Source organism: Zoogloea oryzae, assembly GCF_030161255.1.
GTDB classification, from domain to species: Bacteria; Pseudomonadota; Gammaproteobacteria; order Burkholderiales; family Rhodocyclaceae; genus Zoogloea; species Zoogloea oryzae.
This window is the reverse complement of sequence record NZ_BSPX01000084.1, coordinates 1-17,678: the sequence shown is the minus strand read 5'-3', so window position 1 is coordinate 17,678 and position 17,678 is coordinate 1. Positions and strand designations below refer to the sequence as shown.

Genomic DNA, 17,678 nt, shown 5'->3' with positions numbered 1-17,678 from the left:
CGGCCGCGGCCTGGTGCCCACGCCCCGGGCCATCGCGCTGCGCGATCAGGTCAGCCAGCTGGTGCAGGACGCCCAGGCCGTGCTGCGCCCGGTCGAGGCCCTCGATCCGGCGCGGCTCGCGCGCAGCTTCGTGCTGCGTACCAGCGAGGGCTTCGTGGAGAACTTCGGCGCGGCGCTCATCGCCCGCGTCGGGGCCGAGGCGCCGGGGGTGCGCCTGCGCTTCCTGCCCAAGCCGGACAAGGACAGCACCCCGCTGCGCGAGGGCCTGGTGGATCTGGAAACCGGGGTGATCGGCAAGGGCACGGCGCCGGAGCTGCGGGTGCAGGCGCTGTTCCGCGACCGCTTCATCGGCGTGGTGCGCGAAGGGCACCTGCTGTGCCAGCGGGAGATCACCCCCGCCCGCTACGCCGCCGGCCGCCACGTGCTGGTGGCGCGCCAGGGCGTGGATCGCGGGCCGGTGGATGAGGCGCTCAAGGCCGTCGGGCTGGAGCGTCAGGTGGCCACCACCGTGGGTGGCTTTTCGACGGCGCTGGCGCTGGTGCGCAGCACCGACCTGATCGCCAGCGTGCCCGAGCGCCACACCGGGCTGCTGCGCGCCGGGCTGTTCAGCTTTGCGCTGCCGGTGCCCGTGCCGGAGATCACCGTGTCGATGCTGTGGCACCCGCGCCTCGACGGCGACCCGGCGCACCGCTGGCTGCGCGGCATCGTGCGCGGGGTGTGCGGCGCAGACTGACGGGCGCCCCATCGCCCCCCGCCCTGCGGCGTGCGCGACGTAACACATTGAAAAGAAATCTCCAGGCAGCGGCCGGAATAGGTGACCTTGTCCCTGCCCCGGGCGGATGCGCGTACCGTACCATCGGTGCTGCTTCGAACCTTGCGTCCCGATGCCCCGGTGGGGCTGGAGAAAACTCCCCCATGTCCTGTGATCCACGCGGTGCCTGCCGGCTGCCCGACGCGCGGCGTGCGATCCATGGGGCAATCGTCTGCTGCGCCCTGTGGCTGCTGCTCGTGTTCTGCGCCACGGCCAGTGCGGCCTGCGGCCTTGAGTCGGCGCCGCTCACCGATGCCGAAGGCGACCGCGTCCTCGATGTGGCGGAGATGTCGATCCTCCGCGACCCGGGCCGCCAGCTCACGATCGACGATGTGTCGTCGCCGGACGGCACGCAAGGCTTCACGCCGCTCAAGGGCGGGCTGTCGCTGGGCTTCACGACCGACGCCGTGTGGCTGAAGGTGTGCATCCGGCGCGCACCGGAAGCCACCCCCGAGTGGTGGCTGGAGTTCCGCGGCCCCTACGTCGACGACGTGCGCCTGTATTCCCGGCGCGGCGAGGCCGGCAACTGGCACGAATCCCGCGCGGGCGACCGCTACCCCGTCAGCAAGCGCGAGCTGCCCTATCGGACGATCGTCTTTCCGGTCAGCCTGCGCAACGCCGAGCCCGGCGTCTTCTACTTCCGGGTCGTGACCAGCTCGACGATGTCCACCGCCATCACCGCCGGCACGCCCAGGGCCTTCCGCATCCAGGCCCAGAAGGATCTGCTGCTGATCGGCGCGATGGTCGGCATCCTGCTGGCGATGCTGATGACCCATCTGGCCAATGGCCTGTGGACCGGCCAGCGGGTCTACCTTGGTTTTGCGGGCTTCACGCTGATCGTTCTGCTGGCCGTCCTGTCCGGCTACGGGCTGGTCGGCCAGTATCTGTTCCCTGACAGCGACTGGGTTGCCCACGCGGTGCTGAACACCTCGATCTACCTGTTCTACGCCGCGGCGATGCTGACGGCGCGCCGGCCGCTGCGCCTGAAGGAGCACTTCCCGTGGTTCGACCGCCTGCTGCCCTATCTCGCCGGCGCCACCGCCCTCGCCAGCCTCAGCACGCTGTTCGAGCTCAGTGTGTACGTCATGCCGTGGGTCCGCACCTCGCAGATCGTGTTCGTGGTGATCGGCGCCACCGCGGCGCTGAAGAGCCTGCGTCAGGGCCACACCTACGCGCGATGGATCCTGCTCGCCTACACCGGCTACGCCGTCCCGATGCTGATCGGCATCAGCCGCGTGCTGGGGCTGATCTCGTGGAACATCAACTTCGAGCCCACCGCCCCGGCGGTGCTCGAATACGCCCTGTTCCTGCACTTCGGCGTTCTGACCGAGCTGCGTGAACAGGCGGCGAAGCGGCAGTCGGCCGAGAACGAAGCGGAAAGCCAGCGCAAGCTGACCAGCCAGGAAGAACGCCTGCGCGGTGAGCAGGCGACCTTCTTTGCCTTCGTCGCCCACGAGCTGCGCAACCCGCTGGGCGTGCTCTACACCGGCCTCACCAACCTGCGGCGCAGCCTCGCGGGCACCGAACACGACGCGCGGATCGAACGACTGAATCAGGCTGCCCGGCGTCTGGGCGACCTGGTGGACCGTCACCTCGACCTCCAGAACCTCTCCCAGACCGACTTCAAACCCTGTCTTGCCACCGGCCAGCCCGAGCAGCCGGCGCAGGATGCGCTCCAGGCGCAGCGCCAGCTCCACGCAGCCCGCCACTTCGAGTACGCCCCGCCGGCGGCGCCCCTCGGCCCGATCTCGATGGACGCCGAGCTGGTCACCCTCGCCCTGTCCAACCTCCTCGACAACGCCGCCAAGTACGCCTTCGAGCAGTCACCGATCCGCCTGGAGATCGAACCGGGCCCGCAGTCGATCAGCTACCACGTGATCAACGACGGGCCGGGCCTGCCGCCGGAGCTCGGCGAGCGGGCCTTCAAGGTCTTCCAGCGCACCCAGGGCGAGGGCCGCGAGAAAGGCGGCTTCGGCATCGGGCTGGCGCTGGCATCCCATGTGGCCGCCGCCCACGGCGGGCACCTCGCCAGCCGTCACGCCAACGGGCAGACCCGCTTCACGCTGACGCTTCCGGCCTGAACCGGCGGCGTCAGCGGCTCGCGTCCCGGAAGAAGCGCCAGATCACATCCGTCGCGTCCAGCGCCTGGGATGCCGGCGCCTTGCCCCGGCGCACGGTGTCGGCGCCGGGCCAGCTGTGGCCGCCGGTTTCGGTGACGCACAGCTGCACGCTCACCCCGTCGCGACAGGCGGCGTGGGCCTCGCAGTAAGCGCCGGGCACATCGAAGGTGCGCTGCGCCGCCGGCCCGCACTGGTCGCGCTTCACCCAGCGGGCGATGGTCTCGGGCACCGAGACGAAATCCGTCACCTTGCTGGCATCGCGGAAGGCGCCCTGGCCGGCGCCACCGCCAAACAGCACGTGGTCGTCGTCGCGGGCGTGGATGTGCAGCACCGATATCGGGCGCGACGGGTTGCAGCTCGGGGTGGCGTCGGTGCCGGCCACCGAGGCCACGGCGCGGAACAGGTCGGCCGCGTCGCAGGCCAGCCGGTGGCTCAGCATGCCGCCGTTGGACATGCCGGTGGCGAAGACACGCGCCGGATCGATGGCCATCTGCCTGCGCACGTCGGCCACCACTGCGCGGGCAAAACCCACGTCGTCGATGTTGCGGTCCCGCGCGTCGCCGCAGCAGGCGCCGGCGTTCCAGGTGGCAAAGTTGCCGCCGGGCAGCCGGCTGAAACCATTGGGAAACACCACCACGAAGCCCTCCCGCCGGGCCTTGCCGACCCACCCGTAACGGGCGTCGTCGGCCATCAGCCCGGCGTTTCCGCCGCCGCCGTGGAAGGCCAGCACCAGCGGCACCGGCCGGCGCGGGTCGAGGCCGGGCGGAACGTACATCAGGTATTGGCGCTGCAGCCCATCGTGGGCCAGCGTATGGGCGAGGGGTGCAGGTGCGGGCTCGGCCCGGCGCTGCTCGAGGCGTTCGCGAATGCGTTCACGCAGGCCAGGCCGCTCGGCGTCCTGGGCGAGGGCGGCGGCCGATGCCGCGCACAGGGCGGCAAGAAAAAAGGGGCGGAGGCGGCGTTTCACGGCGTGTCCTCATGGCATGGGTGACCGCCGCCAAGATGCCAGAAATTCAACCCACTGTGCCCGGCGATCAACGCGGCGCGGCGCCGAAGCAGCCGAACGGAGGGCGTCGGCGCCCTCAGCAGCCCAGATCCCGGAAGCGGCTGCGCAGCCCGAACAGGCGCTGCTGTACCGCCGCCCGGTCGCCCCCTGTGGCCTGCCGCTCGCTCTGCTCCAGCGCAGGAAGCTGGCTGTCGAGCTGGCGACATTCCCGCTGGGCCTCCGACGAGAGCTTCAGCCGACGGCCGAAGGTATCGTACTGCTTCGCGTTCATCCCGCTGATGGGCTTGAGCGCGTCGGCCATCTGCTCCTGGAACACCTCCCGGCGCACGTCGTTGCCGATCCGCTCCTTGCCCGACAGCTTGCTGACCCCGCGGGTCGGCTCCACATCCACCTTGGTGGCGCCCATGCAGGGCACGTCGGAATAGACCACCCGCCCCCCTTCGTCGCACTTGAAGACCGTGCGGGACGGCGACGGCAGGGATTGGGCGGGGGCGAAACTGGCCAGGAACTGCGAGGCGGCAACGACTGCGACGACGTGATGGGACCGGAGCGGCATGGGACGGAGCGGGATGGGGGAGTGGGCTTGCCGGTAGGCGAGCAAATGGAAACATCCGAAATATGCCTTTATATTACCAATAATCTAAAGGCATTAACACTCCCCAACCCGGAACGGGCCGAAGACGCCCCCTCAGAGCGGCAGGGCGTGGCCGGCCTTGATCTCCCGCAGCGAGAGGTTGGAGCGGATCGCGCTGACTCCCGGCAGGCCCCGCAGGGTGTCGCGGACGAACGCGCCGTAGGCGTCGAGATCCGCCGCGACGATCTGCAGCAGGTAGTCGCATTCTCCGGTCACGTTGTGACAGAACAGCACTTCAGGCATCGCCGCCACACGCTGCTCGAACTGTAGCGGCGCATCGCCGGCGTGATCGCCCAGGGTCACCTGCACAAAGGCGACCACCCCAAGGCCCAGCTTGCGGCGATTCAGGTCTGCCCGGTAGGCGCTGATGTAGCCGTCCGCTTCCAGGCGCTTGAGGCGCCGCCAGCATGGGGTTTCGGAGAGCGCCACCTGCTCGGCGAGGCGCGCGTTGGTGAGCCGGCCATCCTGCTGCAGTGCGCGCAGGATGGCGATATCGGTGCTGTCGAGGGCATCCATGAAATTTTCTTCTTCGATGTTGTCAATGAAGGCAATTTTCTACCCATCAACGTGCCGATGGCGCAAGAAATAGCAATCCTTTTTCGGCCTTGCGGCGGCAAGATGCAGCCTCTTTCTTGCGAGGAATCCCGATGCCCGGCGTCACCGATCTGACCCTGTTCGTCGCGGCCCTGGTGGCGGTGTATCTCCTGCCCGGGCCGGACATGGCGCTGGCAATGTCCGCCGCGATGTCGGGTGGCACCCGTCACGGGCTGGCGGCAGCGGGCGGGCTGGCCGTCTCCCGGTCGATCCACGTGACCGTCGCCGGCGCCGGGCTGGTGGCCCTGCTCGCCGCCCACCCCGCGCTGTTCGCCGCGGTCCGCTGGGTGGGTGCGGGCTATCTGCTGTGGCTGGCGTGGAAGGTGGCGATGTCGTCCGACCAGCTGGAGCTCCGGCGCGAAGCCGGCCGGGCCCCGGCCTGGGACGCCGCCCGGCGGGGCGTGCTGACCAACCTGCTCAACCCCAAGGCGCTGATGTTCTGCGCGCTGCTGCTGCCCCAGTTCGTCCATCGGGACCAGGGCGGTCTGGCGGCGCAGTATCTGGTGCTGGGGATCGTGCTGGTTGGCATCGGCTTTGCGTTCGACCTGTGCTACGTGCTGCTGGCCGGGCGGCTGGCGGCGTTGCTGGCGGAATCTCCGCGCGCGGCGCGAGTGCAGCGGCTGGGCTTTGCCACGGTTTTCGGGCTGGCCGCGATCCGGCTGGCGATACGCGAGGGCTAGCGGCACAAAAGAACCGGGGCCGATCCTTGCGGAACGGCCCCGGCGTGATGCCTGACGGAAACCCGGTGGGCGATCAGCTGCCCTTCCAGCCTCCGCCCAGGGCCTTGAAGAGATCCACCGAGGCGCTGAGGCGCGCCTGACGGTTCTGCACCCAGGCGAGGGTGGCGTCGTTGGCGGTGCGCTGGGCGGTGAGCACTTCGAGGTAGGGCGAGTAGCCGCCGTCGTAGCGGGCCTGGGCGAGCTTGAGGGCACGCTGGGCGGCGGTCATGGCCTTGCCATAGGCGTCTTCGGCTTCGGCGTTCTGGCGCACGGTGACCAGCGCGTCGTTCACCTCGCGGAAGGCGGTCTGCACCGTCTTGCGGTAGGTTTCGAGGGTCTGGGTCTGCTGGGCCGTCACCTGATCCACCTGGGCGCGCAACCGGCCGCCCTCGAAGATGGGCTGGGTGATGCCGGCGCCGAGGGACCAGATGGCCGACGGGGCGCTGAACAGCTGGGACAGATCCTTGCTCTCGCGGCCGAAGTTGCCGGTGAGGGTGATGCTCGGGAACAGCGCGGCCTTGGCGACGCCGATCTTGGCGTTGGCGGCGATCAGGTCGGTCTCGGCCTTGCGCACGTCCGGGCGGCCTTCGAGCAGCGCCGACGGCAGGCCGGCGGGCGGCACCGCCGGCACCGGCAGGCGGCGCAGGTCGGCCGGGGCCAGCTTGAGCCCGGGCTGGCCGACCAGCAGGCCGATGAGGTTCTCGGCCAGGGCGCGGTTCTTCTCGAGCTGGACCTGGGCCGCCGTGTAGGTGGCGAGCTGGCCTTCGGCCTGCTGCACATCGAGCTGCGAGGCGATGCCGCCTTCGAAGCGGGTGCGGGTGAGCTGGGCGCTCCTGGCCTGGGCGGTGACCGAATCGGTATTGACCAGGATCTGGGCGTCCAGCGCGCGCAGGCTGAGGTAGGCCTGGGCCACCGACGCGGCGAGGCTCAGGGACACCGTGTCGCTGGCGTAGCGGGTACCCAGGGCCTGGGCGCGGGCGGCCTCGGAGGCGCGCCGGAGCTTGCCCCACACGTCCAGCTCGAAGGAGGTGGACAGGGCCATGCGCACGTTGCTGCGGGTGATCGGCGCGGTGGACGGGATGGGCGTGGCGGTGGTCTGGCTGATCCGGTTGCGGGTGCCGGCGACGCTGCCATCCACCTGGGGCAGCAGGGCTGCGTCCACCTGACGCAGCACGGCGTCGGCTTCCTCGATGCGGGCCGCGGCGATCAGGGCGTCGGGGCTGCTGGCCAGGGCCTGGCGGACGAGCTCGTCGAGGGTGGCATCGCCGAAGAGCGTCCACCAGTTGCTGGCCACGGCCGGCGCGGCGGAGAGCGGCGCCGCGGCGTATTGATCCGGCAGCTGGAGCCGGGCGTCGGGACGGGCGTAGTCGGGGCCGATGGCGCAGCCGGCGAGCGCGCCGGCCACGGACAGCGCCAGGAGGGCGGGAAGGGTGCGGAACATTACTTCACCTCCTCGGTGTGGGCGTGGGGCAGATCGCCGGCCGGGTGACGGACCTTGCCGCGGCTCAACCACTTGAAGAACAGGGGCACAAAGATGGTGGCGATGAAGGTGGCGGCGAGCATCCCGCCGACCACGCCGGTGCCCATCGAGCGGCGGGCGGCCGCGCCGGCGCCGGTGGAGATGGCCAGCGGCAGCACGCCCAGCACGAAGGCCAGCGAGGTCATCACGATGGGACGGAAGCGCAGCCGGGCCGCCTCGACCGCCGCCTCGACGATGCCCATGCCTTCGGCCTGCTTCTGGGCCGCGAACTCGACGATCAGGATCGCGTTCTTGGCCGCCAGCCCCACCAGCACCACCAGACCGATCTGGAAGTAGATGTCGTTGGGCATGCCGCGCAGGAGCACGGCCAGCAGGGCGCCGAACATGGCGAAGGGCACCGCCATGATCACCGCCAGCGGCAGGGACCACTTCTCGTACTGGGCGGCGAGGATCAGGAAGACCATCACGATGCCGAAGGTGAAGGCGATCACCGAGGCGTTGCCGGTGCGCTTCTCCTGGAAGGCCTGGCCGACCCATTCGGTGCGATAGCCTTCCGGCAGCACTTCGGCGGAGACTTCCTCGACGGCCTTGATGGCGTCGCCCGAGCTGTAACCCGGCGCCGCGCCGCCCATCACCTTGGCGGCGACGAAGCCGTTGAAGCGCTCGATCATCTCGGGGCCGGTGATGGTCTTGACGGTGGCCACCGCAGAGAGCGGCACCATCGACCCCCCGGCCGTCTTGACGTAGGACTTCAGGATGTCTTCCGGCTTCGAGCGGTAGGCCGACTCGGCCTGCAGCTGGACCTTGTAGGTCTTGCCGCCGCGGTTGAAGTCATTGACGTACAGCGTGCCGGTGGTGGCCTGCAGGGTGGCGTAGATGGAATCCAGCGAGATGCCCATCGACATGGCCTTGGGCTCGTCCACCTCGACGTACAGCTGCGGCGCGCTGACCCGGAAGAAGCTGTTGATGCCGGCAAGTTCCGGACGCTTCTTGAGGGCTTCGACGAACTGGCCGGTGACTGCCGCCAGATTGCGGGCATCGCCGTCGGCACGGTTCTGCAGGTACACCTCGAAGCCGCCGGCGGTGCCGAGGCCCTGGATGGGCGGCGGGTTGAACACCAGCCCCATGCCGTCGGGCAGGCTCATGCCGAGGCCCATGAACTTGCCGGCCATCTGCTCGGTGGTGACGGTGCGCTCCTCCCACGGCTTGAAGATGATGAAGGTGGTGGCGACGCTGGGCCGGTTGTTGCCGGTGATGAAGTCCACGCCCTTCACGAAGAAGATGTTCTCGATGTCGTCCGAGGCGATGCGCTGGCGCATCTGGTCGGTGGCGACGTTGGTGCGCTGGGCCGAGGCACCATCGGTGAGGGTGACGAAGCCGAACAGGTAGCCCTGGTCTTCGGCCGGCACGAAGCTGCCCGGAACGGTGCGCAGCAGGAAGGCCGCGGCGCCGATGGTCAGCAGGAACACCAGGGTGCCGATGATGCCGTGGCGCAAGGTGAGGCTGACGGTGCCGGTGTAGCTGTTGGTGAAGCGCTCGAACAGCCGGTTGAAGGGCTTGAACAGCGGCTTCTCCTCGTGGGTCGGCTTGAGCAGCAGGGCGCACAGGGCCGGGGTGAGGGTCAGCGCGACGATGCCGGAGATCACCACCGCGACCGCCACGGTGACGGCAAACTGCTTGTACAGCACGCCGGCGATGCCGCCCAGGAAGGCCACCGGCACGAACACCGCGCACAGCACCAGCACGATGGCGATCACCGCGCCCGAGACTTCGCGCATCGCTTCGATGGCGGCGTCCTTGGGCGAGAGCTTCTGCTCGTTCATCAGGCGCTCGACGTTTTCGAGCACGACGATGGCGTCATCCACCACGATGCCGATCGCCAGCACCATCGCGAAGAGCGTGAGGGTATTGATCGAGAAGCCGAACAGCCACATGCCGGCAAAGGTGCCGATCAGCGACACCGGCACCGCGATGATCGGGATCAGCGTGGCGCGCCAGTTCTGCAGGAAGAGATAGACCACCGCGATCACGAGGATCACCGCCTCGCCGAGGGTCTTCAGCACTTCCTTGGCGGATTCCTGGATGAAGCGGGTGGTGTCGTAGGGGATGATGTACTCGACGCCCTTCGGGAAGCGCTTCTGCATCTCGTCGAGGCGCGCCCGCACCAGCTTGGCGGTGTTGAGGGCGTTGGCGCCGGACTGCAGGTAGATGCCCATGCCGGACACCGGCGCGCCATTGACGGTGGTGCTGCGGTCGTAGCTGTCGGCGCCCAGTTCGATGCGCGCCACATCACGCACGCGCACCACCCCGTTGGGGCCGTCGGCCCGCAGGATGATGTTGCCGAACTCCTCGGTGGTGAGCAGACGGCCCTTGGCGGTGACGGTGTAGGTGAGCTGCTGGCCATTGACCATCGGCTCGGCACCGATCTTGCCGGCGGCGTTCTGGGTGTTCTGCACCCGGATCGCGGCGGCCACCTCGGAGGTGGTGACACCGAGCTTGGCCATCACGTCGGGCTTGAGCCACAGGCGCATGGCGTAGATCGGGTCGAACTGCTGGGCGTCGCCCACGCCGGGGATCCGGCGGATCTCCTCGACCACGTTGGTGTTCACGTAGTTGGAGAGGAACAGCGCGTCGTGGGTGCCTTCGGGGGAGCGCAGCGCCGCGAACATCAGGATGTTGTTGGAGCGCTTCTGCACCAGCACGCCGGTACGCCGCACGTCGTCGGGCAGGCGCGGCTCGGCCACCTTGACCCGGTTATTGACGGCGATCAGCGCGTTGTCGGGGTTGGTGCCCACCTCGAAGGTGGCGGTGATGGTGACCACCCCCGCCGAGTTGCTGGTGGAGTTGTAGTAGATCAGCCCTTCCACGCCCGACAGCTGCTCCTCGATGGGCGCTGCGACGGTCTTGGACAGGGTTTCGGCGTTGGCGCCGGGGAAGCTGGCGGTGATGATCACCGTCGGCGGGGTGATTTCAGGGTACTGGGCGACCGGCAGCGTGAGCGAGGCCATGAGGCCCGCGATCACGATGACGATCGAGATGACCGATGCGAAGATCGGGCGACTGATGAAGAAGCGTGACATGGATGGCGCTCCCTCAACCCTTGGCCGGCGCAGCGGCCGGGGCAGCGCCCGGCTTGCCGCCGGCCCCCGGGCCTTCGCCCGGCCCGTGCGGGGCCACGGTGGCGCCCGGACGGAGCTTGATGAGGTTGTCCACGATCACCTTGTCGCCGGCCTTCAGGCCACCCAGGATGACCCACTCCTTGCCGCTCCACTGGCCGGTCTTGACCGGACGCGGGGCGACCTTGTTCTCGGGGCCGACGGTCATCACCACCGGGCCGCCATCGGTCTGCATCACCGCCGCCTGGGGCACCTTGAACACGCCCTCGCGCTCGCCGGTGATCAGGCGCGCCTTGACGAACTGGCCCGGCAGCAGCTTGCCGTCCGGGTTGGGAAACTCGCCGCGGAACTGCAGCGTGCCGAGCTTCGGGTCGATCTGGCTGGCGGCAAAGTTGAGCCGGCCGCGCTGGGCGTAAGTGCTGCCGTCGGGCAGCACGAGCTCGACGCCACGGATCGCCTTGGGGTTGAAACGGCCATCCGGCGAAGCGTTGGCGAGTTCGGTGTCGGACACCGAGAAGCGCACCCAGATCGGGTTCACCTGGACGATGGTGGTCAGCAGGGTGCCGGCGCCGCTGGCGACCAGCGTACCTTCCGACACCTGGGCGCGGCCGGTCACGCCGGACACCGGCGCGGTGACGTTGGCGTACGAAAGATTGAGCTCGGCCTGACGCAGGGCGGCCTGGGCGGCCTGCACCGCCGCCTGGGCCACGCTGTTGTCGGAGGTGGCGGTGTCGTATTCGCGCTGGCTGATGGCCTGCTGGGCGAGCAGCGCCTTGAGGCGGGCGGCCTCGCGCTGGGTCTGCTCGACCTTGGCCTTGGCTTCGGCCAGCTGGGCCCTGGCCTGGGCCACGGCCACATCGAGGGGTTCGCGGTCGATCTGGAAGAGGGTCTGGCCGGCCTTCACGGTGGCGCCTTCTTCATAGACGCGCTTCATGAGGATGCCGCCAACCCGGGCGCGCACTTCCACTTCCCGCGCGCCTTCGGTCTGGGCGACGGCCTCGACGCTGGTCTCGGCGCGGGTGGGCTGCATCTCGACGGCGGTCACCGGCATCGGCGGCATGCCGCCGGCAGGCGGGCCACCGGCACCTTGTTCCTTGCCGGAACAGGCGCTGAGCAGTACAAGGGAAACCGCCAGGGCCGGCAAGGCGAGGCGGGACGAAAGGGGCTGCTGGGGGCGGGGGTTAGCGCTCAAGATCAACTCCAGGGCTGGATTTCTGGTTTGTATTGGGGCATAGTTTTATACAAACACGAATGTATGTAAATAGCTCTCAACATCATTCTACGACGGGATTAATGCAATATGGTTCGTAAGACCAAGGAAGAAGCCGAAGCGACGCGCCGCCAGATCATCGAGGCCGCCCGCCGGGTCTTTCTGGAATGCGGGGTGGGCAGCACCAGCCTCGAAAAGATCGCCGCCGCCGCCGGGGTGACCCGCGGCGCGGTGTACTGGCACTTCAAGAACAAGACCGATCTGTTCTTCGCGATGCGCGAGGATGCAGTGCTGCCTTTTCTCGACCGGGTGGTGTTCGACGCCGAGGCCAACGACCCGCTCGGCGGCATCGAGCACGCCCTGCAGGAGATCATCCGCATCCTGGTGGATCAGGCCCAGACCCGCGAGACCTTCGAGATCCTCGCGTTCAAGTGCGAATACGTGGGCGAGTTCAGCTCGATGAAGGGCTGCACCGCCGGGCAGATGGATTTCCTGGGGATGCTCACCGACGCCTACCGCCGGGCCGCCGCCAAGGGCCAGCTGCGCCTGCCGGTTGATCCGGAGATGCTCGCCTACGACACCTTCCTGTTCGTGGGCGGGCTGATCAAGCACTGGATTTCCAGCACGCCCGACGAGCGCTTCCGTACCGACGCCGAGCGCTTCATCACCCAGCACGTGGCCCTGCGCCGGGCCTGAGGCCGGTCAGCGGACCGCCGGCTGGCGGGTCACCATCCCGTGGCTCTGGAAGGCCCCCGGCGCCCAACTGGCGGGCGGCGCGAGCGGCTGGGTGCCGATGGGCAGCGCAAACTCGGCCCGGGGCGTGAGCAGTTCGCCCAGCGGGCCGTCGGGTTTATCGACCCGCCCGCGCAGGATGGCCGGCGGCGTGAAATCCAGCGATTCAGGCTCGATCGCCCCGCCGGGCAGCGGGAAGTTGCCCCGATGATCACCAGGCAGCGACACGCTGAAGCCCCCCAGCCCCACCGTGAGGTTGTTGCGGGTGACGATCTGGGTGTCCGGCGGCAGCTTGTCGGACCACGCCCGGGCAAACCACGCCGGCCGCCAGCCCGCGTTGATCAGCGTGTTGTGGGCCATCAGCAGGCGATTCTCGGCCCAGCGGCTGCCCTCGGCGCCGTAGGCCACGACGATCGGGTTGGGGCTGTCGGCGCTCTGGGCGATCACGTTGCCCACCACCACCGCCACCCCGCCTTCCGGAAACTCCAGCTCGTACGATGCCATGCCGCCGGGGCCATCCACCAGCAGGTTGTGGCGGATCTCGTTGCGCCCGGCCCGGCTCTTGACCAGATGCCCCTGGTAGCCCTGATGAAAGCGGCTGCCCTCCAGCACGAAGGACTTGATGTGCCCCACATAGAGCAGGTGGTGCAGCCGCCCCGGCTCGCGGGGCGCGCGGCTGAAGCTGCTGTTGTAGATGCGCAGCTCGGCGGTGTCGAAGTTGGCGGTGATGAGGCCGTTCTGGTTGTCCTCGAAGACGCAGTCGCGAACCTCCAGGCTGCCGTGCTCGAAGCGGATGCCGGCACCGTTGCCGTCGGCCACCCGGGCGCCGCGGAACTCGATGTTCTCGACCTTGTAGTTGCCATTGACGAACACCCAGATGCCCTTGCCGTCGGCGTCACGGCCGTCGGCGTCCAGCACCGGGCGACCGCCGAAGCCGCGGATGGTCAGGGATTTCTGGGCCCACACCGCCACGTCACCCTTGTAGGTGCCGGGGCGGATCAGCACGGTGTCGCCATCCTTGGCGATGCGCGCCGCGTCGGCGATGCGGGTGACGGATTCGCCCGGCCCGACGAGGATGGTCGCTGCGGCGGCCGGCAGGGCCGGCGCCGACAGCAGGATGGCGAGGAGCGCGGTTCGGACGTTCATGGCGATGGGCAACGGTCGGGAAAGACGATCAGCGCGCCGGCGGCTGGCGCAGGTTGAGGGCCAGCCAGGCGAGCAGCAGCAGGAAAACGGTGATCCGCGGCATGTCGAGCAGGCTGTCCACCATGCCCACCGTCGCCAGCCCCACCAGCGCCGCCAGCAACGTGGGCGCATGGGCCTGCAGACGGGTGGGCGCGCGGGCGAGGTGCCGCAGCCCGCCGACGAGGATCAGCAGCACCGCCGCGGCGCCTAGCACGCCCTGCTCCACGAAGGTGTGCACGAAGAGGTTCTTGCCGTGCCAGGGCAGGTGGTCACGGTCGGAGCTGAAGAACCAGTGGGCGCCGCCCTGCTCGAAGCCGCCGTTGGCCACCAGCGGCCGCAGCTGGGCGTCGGTGAGTTCGATGTCGTCCAGGTCGATGGGCGTGGGCGAGGTGGTGCCGAAGGTCAGCACCGTGGTGCGCGGCAGGCCGCCCACCGATGCGAGGCCCGGGTCGTTGAGCTGGCTGTCGACGGTGATCCAGCCCTTGCCGCCGGACAGGCGCACCAGCGCGGTGGCGCAGGGGCTGGCGTAGAGCAGGTGCTTGCGGCACACCTGCACGATCATCTGGGTATCCACCTCGCTGCGGGCCTTGAAGCGCAGGTGCAGCGGCGTGACGGTATCCACCGGCAGGCGCTGGGTGAGCAGCACCACCTCGTCGATGCTGCGCCCCTGGCGCGGCCCGGCCAGCCGCATCGCGCGGCCATTGGCATCGTTGATGAGCGCCAGCGAGCCCGGCGTGGCGGGGTCGGCCACCTTCCAGAAATACGCCTCGGGATAGCGCCCCAGGCCCAGCCCGACCAGCGCATCGAGCGGCCCCTCCACCAGCCCCAGGCTGCGGGTGGTGTGCTGGAAGCGGGTGCCGGCGTCGAAGCCGGTGTTGGACAGCCGGGCGCCCATGTAATAACCGCCGAGGGTGGTGACCACCATGCCGCCAGCCACCAGCACAACAAGCAGGCCCTGCAGATCGTGCCGGCGCGGCTGCCACAGGGGCGTGCGGCCGAGGGCCTGGCGGGCCAGCACGGCGATCACCAGCAGCGCGCCCCCCAGGCTGCCCATGAAACGCGTCGGCTCGCTCCAGAAGGCGCTGATCAGCACCGTCGCCAGGGCCAACCCGACCAGCAGCGCCAGCACCACGGCCCCGCCCACCCGTAGCCCGCGGCCACGCAGCGCGATGAGCAGCGCCGCCAGCGCCCACAGGCCGGCGTAGGCCAGATAGACGCCCTTCGGCAGGGCCAACGCTGCCGCCGCACAGTCCGCCGCCAGCTCCAGGCCGCCCACCAGCCCGAGCACGAAACCGCCAACCCGCATCCCCGCGAGCGCCGCCCCTGCCGGCCAGACCAGCAGGGCCAGGCCGGTGAAGGCCAGCAGCGCCCGGTAGCCGCCTTCGGGGAAGGTCAGCATTCCGCCCGCCAACACCACGCCCACCAGCGCGGCCAGCACCGCCGGATGGCGCCGCGGGCGATCCGCCGGCTGATGCGCCGCCGGCCGACGCAGGCTGGCCACACCGAGCACCGCCATCGACACGAACAGCGCGCCATAAACGATCCGCGAGAAGGTGGTGAACATCGCGTAGATGCCCACCCCGACCACCACCAGCGCCATTGCCCGACCCACCACGCCGTGGGCGCGCCGGAAGCTCAGCACCGCAAACGGGAAGCTCAGCATCAGCCACGCGTCCAGCGCCGCGCCGCCCACGTGCATCTCCCAGAACAGGGCCGAGGTGCGGTAATCCGACGCGAAATTGGTGAGGCCGGGAAAGGCCACCCGCTCCCACAGCGCGGCGAAGGCGCAGGCGGCAAAGCCGAGGGTGAGGCCCAGGGTCAGGCGATCCAGCGCCACATCGCCATCCCTCCGCACCGCCAGCTGCAGGAAGGGGATCAGCGCAAACGCCAGCAGAAAACCCTTGCCCACCCGCAGCGCATTGACCGTGGTGTTGTAGCCGATCAGCGCGCCCGCATCCAGCGCCGGGAGCGGCAGTCCGCCGCGCAGGCCGGCGATGGCCACGCTCGCTGCCAGCAGGCCAAACACCCCCAGGGCGCCGGCCCGCAGCTTGATGGGCGCCCGCCCGGCGAGGGTCGGCACGGGCGGGGCGAAGGCCTCCCGCAGCCCGAGGGCCGCCAGGGTGACGAGGGCCAGCGCATCGCTCTCGGTGAAGTGGATGTGCCCCCCCCACGGCGCCAGATCCACCACCGGCCACAGGGCCGGCAGCAGCACCAGCCACAGGGCCGGGCGGATCACCAGCGCCAGCCCGTAGGCGCCCAGCAGCGCACCGGCCACCGCCCGGTCGAGGGGATAGGGCGCGAACCACGCCGACAGGGCGACGATGGCGAGCACGAGCACCAGGCCGCCATACAGGCGGGCACCGGGGCCGGAGCGGTAAAGGGCGGCAGAGGAGTGGGCGGTGGCGGTCAAGATCGGCAGCGCGGGGGACGAAGTCAGCCAAGGATGCTAACCGATTCGAATGAAGGGCGGACGCCCGCGATCGCGTCCACCCTTGACCGGTGTCACGGCGCATCGCAGGATTGCGCATTCCGTCACGCCCGCCCGCCGATGTCCGCCTCCCCCGCCCCCGCCGAACCCACGCCCGCACTGCGCGCCCGGCCCCTCGTGGCCTGCCTGCTGGCGACGCGTCCGGCCTTTCTGGGGGTGACGCTGTTCGCCTGCCTCATCGGGCTGGCGGTGGCCCACGGCAGCGGCGTGGTCATCGACACCGGCAAGGCGCTGCTCACGGTGTGCTTCGCGCTGGTCGCCCACGCCGGCATCAACGTGCTCAACGATTTCTACGACGCCCGAAGCGGCGCCGACGCGGCCAACACCGAGCGCGTGTTTCCCTTCACCGGCGGCAGCCGCTTCATCCAGAACGGCGTGCTCTCCGAAGCCGAAACCGGCCGCCTGGGCTGGGCGCTGATGGCCGCCGTGGTGCCCGCCGGGCTGTGGCTGGCGTGGCATGCCGGGCCGGGGCTGATCCTCATCGGCCTTGCCGGACTCACCCTCGGCTGGGCCTACACCGCGCCGCCGCTGGCGCTGGTGTCCCGCGGGCTCGGCGAGCTCGCCGTGGCCGCCGGCTGGCTGATCGTGGTGATCGGCACCGACTTCGTCCAGCGCGGCGGGTTTGCGCTGGCGCCCTTCAAGGCCGGGCTCTCCTACGCCCTGCTGGTGGCGGCGATCCTGTTCATCAACGAGTTCCCCGACCTGCGCGGCGACGCCGCCGCCGGCAAGCGCACGCTGGTCGTCCGGCTCGGGCCGCACAGCGCCAAGTGGATGTTTCTGGGCACGCTGATCGTCGCCTACGGCTGGCTGGTGCTGATGGTCGGCCGCGACCAGCTGCCCCAGGGCGCGGCCGCCGCGGCGCTGACGCTGATCCTCTCGTTCCGCGCCGCCCGCCACCTGCTCGCCCACGCCGACGAACCCGCCGAACTCGCCCCGGCCATCAAGCTGACCATCGCCGCCGCCAACCTGCACGGCCTCGTCCTCGCCGCGACGCTGGCCTTCGGACGCTGGCCGGGAGCCGTCCAATGAGCTTTACCCTGCCCTTCGCCTCGGCCGACATCCGCGGCGTGATCTTCGACATGGACGGCCTGCTCCTCGACAGCGAGCGGGTGGCGCTGGCCACCGTCGCCGCGGCCGCCGCCGAGCTGGGCCTGGAATGGCGCTACGAGGTGGGCCTCGCGATGGTCGGCCTCAACGCCCACGACGGCCCGCTGGTGATCCGCCGCCACCTGGGCGACGACTACCCCACCGCGGCGCTGTACGAGGCCTTCGGGCGGATCTACGAGACCGCCATCCTTGAAGGCCGCATCCCGGTGAAAGGCGGCGCCGCCGAGCTCTTCGACCAGCTCGACCGCCTGGCCCTGGGCCGCGTGGTGGCCACCTCCACCCGCCGCTCCCGGGCCGAACCCAAGCTCGCCGCCGTCGGCCTGCTGCCACGGGTGCACGGCATGGTGTGCGGCGACGAGGTCGAGCGCGGCAAGCCGGCGCCGGACATCTTCCTCGCCGCCGCCGCGCGGCTGGGCGTGCCGGTCGAGCACTGCCTGGTGCTGGAAGATTCCAACGCCGGCGTGCGCGGCGCCCTG

The 17,678-nt window shown here is 69.9% G+C and carries 14 protein-coding genes; 6 read left to right on the top strand and 8 right to left on the bottom strand.

Features of this window, described 5'->3' with window-relative positions; translation table 11 throughout:
* Both QQK25_RS19700 and QQK25_RS19695 read left to right on the top strand, forming a co-directional pair.
* On the top strand, positions 1 to 733 hold a 733-nt coding region (locus tag QQK25_RS19700; protein WP_284189491.1), incomplete at its 5' end, for a LysR substrate-binding domain-containing protein.
* Between the two features lie 182 nt (positions 734 to 915).
* Positions 916 to 2,892, top strand: a complete 1,977-nt coding sequence (locus QQK25_RS19695; protein ID WP_284189490.1) for a sensor histidine kinase — start codon at positions 916 to 918, stop codon at positions 2,890 to 2,892.
* Positions 2,893 to 2,902: 10 nt separating this feature from the next.
* Here the strand turns inward: QQK25_RS19695 and QQK25_RS19690 are convergent, their stop codons facing one another.
* The 3 genes from QQK25_RS19690 to QQK25_RS19680 form a co-directional block, all read right to left on the bottom strand.
* The gene (locus QQK25_RS19690; protein ID WP_284189489.1) at positions 2,903 to 3,898 is read right to left on the bottom strand and encodes an extracellular catalytic domain type 1 short-chain-length polyhydroxyalkanoate depolymerase; all 996 of its coding nucleotides are present in this window, start codon (positions 3,896 to 3,898) and stop codon (positions 2,903 to 2,905) included.
* A gap of 115 nt (positions 3,899 to 4,013) precedes the next feature.
* Positions 4,014 to 4,493, bottom strand: coding sequence for a hypothetical protein (locus QQK25_RS19685; RefSeq protein WP_284189488.1), 480 nt, complete (start codon positions 4,491 to 4,493; stop codon positions 4,014 to 4,016).
* A 132-nt stretch (positions 4,494 to 4,625) separates the two neighbouring features.
* Positions 4,626 to 5,087, bottom strand: a complete 462-nt coding sequence (locus QQK25_RS19680; RefSeq protein ID WP_284189487.1) for an Lrp/AsnC family transcriptional regulator — start codon at positions 5,085 to 5,087, stop codon at positions 4,626 to 4,628.
* A gap of 131 nt (positions 5,088 to 5,218) precedes the next feature.
* Between QQK25_RS19680 and QQK25_RS19675 the strand changes: the two genes are divergently transcribed.
* Complete coding sequence (locus QQK25_RS19675; protein ID WP_284189486.1) at positions 5,219 to 5,845, top strand: LysE family translocator; 627 nt, start codon at positions 5,219 to 5,221, stop codon at positions 5,843 to 5,845.
* Between the two features lie 73 nt (positions 5,846 to 5,918).
* Here QQK25_RS19675 and QQK25_RS19670 read toward each other — a convergent pair whose 3' ends face one another.
* The 3 genes from QQK25_RS19670 to QQK25_RS19660 are packed head-to-tail and all read right to left on the bottom strand — an operon-like array spanning position 5,919 to position 11,672.
* Positions 5,919 to 7,325 carry an efflux transporter outer membrane subunit gene (locus QQK25_RS19670; RefSeq protein ID WP_284189485.1) on the bottom strand — a complete coding sequence of 469 codons (1,407 nt, stop codon included), beginning with the start codon at positions 7,323 to 7,325 and terminating at the stop codon, positions 5,919 to 5,921.
* Entirely contained in the window at positions 7,325 to 10,444 is a 3,120-nt protein-coding gene (locus QQK25_RS19665) for an efflux RND transporter permease subunit (RefSeq protein ID WP_284189484.1), read from the bottom strand. Before QQK25_RS19665 ends, QQK25_RS19670 begins: the two co-directional genes overlap by 1 nt.
* A 13-nt stretch (positions 10,445 to 10,457) precedes the next feature.
* On the bottom strand, positions 10,458 to 11,672 hold the full coding sequence (locus tag QQK25_RS19660; protein WP_284189483.1) for an efflux RND transporter periplasmic adaptor subunit: 1,215 nt from the start codon (positions 11,670 to 11,672) through the stop codon (positions 10,458 to 10,460).
* A 108-nt stretch (positions 11,673 to 11,780) separates the two neighbouring features.
* On the opposite strand from QQK25_RS19660, the gene QQK25_RS19655 reads away from it, so the two are divergent.
* Positions 11,781 to 12,386, top strand: coding sequence for a TetR family transcriptional regulator (locus QQK25_RS19655; protein ID WP_284189482.1), 606 nt, complete (start codon positions 11,781 to 11,783; stop codon positions 12,384 to 12,386).
* A gap of 6 nt (positions 12,387 to 12,392) precedes the next feature.
* On the opposite strand, the gene QQK25_RS19650 is transcribed toward QQK25_RS19655, so the two are convergent.
* Positions 12,393 to 13,568 (bottom strand): right-handed parallel beta-helix repeat-containing protein, encoded by a 1,176-nt coding sequence (locus QQK25_RS19650; RefSeq protein ID WP_284189481.1) that lies wholly within the window; start codon positions 13,566 to 13,568, stop codon positions 12,393 to 12,395.
* Between the two features lie 28 nt (positions 13,569 to 13,596).
* Positions 13,597 to 16,017 (bottom strand): hypothetical protein, encoded by a 2,421-nt coding sequence (locus QQK25_RS19645; protein ID WP_284189480.1) that lies wholly within the window; start codon positions 16,015 to 16,017, stop codon positions 13,597 to 13,599.
* A gap of 138 nt (positions 16,018 to 16,155) precedes the next feature.
* On the opposite strand from QQK25_RS19645, the gene QQK25_RS19640 reads away from it, so the two are divergent.
* The gene (locus tag QQK25_RS19640) at positions 16,156 to 17,124 is read left to right on the top strand and encodes a prenyltransferase (protein WP_284189479.1); all 969 of its coding nucleotides are present in this window, start codon (positions 16,156 to 16,158) and stop codon (positions 17,122 to 17,124) included.
* On the top strand, positions 17,121 to 17,678 hold a 558-nt coding region (locus QQK25_RS19635), incomplete at its 3' end, for an HAD family hydrolase (RefSeq protein WP_284189478.1). The genes QQK25_RS19640 and QQK25_RS19635, both read left to right, overlap by 4 nt.

Coding starts and splice junctions, on each gene's coding strand:
- QQK25_RS19695 (WP_284189490.1), top strand. CDS start 916: ATGTCCTGTGATCCACGCGGTGCCTGCCGGCTGCCCGACGCGCGGCGT.
- QQK25_RS19685 (WP_284189488.1), bottom strand. CDS start 4,493: ATGCCGCTCCGGTCCCATCACGTCGTCGCAGTCGTTGCCGCCTCGCAG.
- QQK25_RS19680 (WP_284189487.1), bottom strand. CDS start 5,087: ATGGATGCCCTCGACAGCACCGATATCGCCATCCTGCGCGCACTGCAG.
- QQK25_RS19675 (WP_284189486.1), top strand. CDS start 5,219: ATGCCCGGCGTCACCGATCTGACCCTGTTCGTCGCGGCCCTGGTGGCG.
- QQK25_RS19670 (WP_284189485.1), bottom strand. CDS start 7,325: ATGTTCCGCACCCTTCCCGCCCTCCTGGCGCTGTCCGTGGCCGGCGCG.
- QQK25_RS19665 (WP_284189484.1), bottom strand. CDS start 10,444: ATGTCACGCTTCTTCATCAGTCGCCCGATCTTCGCATCGGTCATCTCG.
- QQK25_RS19655 (WP_284189482.1), top strand. CDS start 11,781: ATGGTTCGTAAGACCAAGGAAGAAGCCGAAGCGACGCGCCGCCAGATC.
- QQK25_RS19650 (WP_284189481.1), bottom strand. CDS start 13,568: ATGAACGTCCGAACCGCGCTCCTCGCCATCCTGCTGTCGGCGCCGGCC.
- QQK25_RS19640 (WP_284189479.1), top strand. CDS start 16,156: ATGTCCGCCTCCCCCGCCCCCGCCGAACCCACGCCCGCACTGCGCGCC.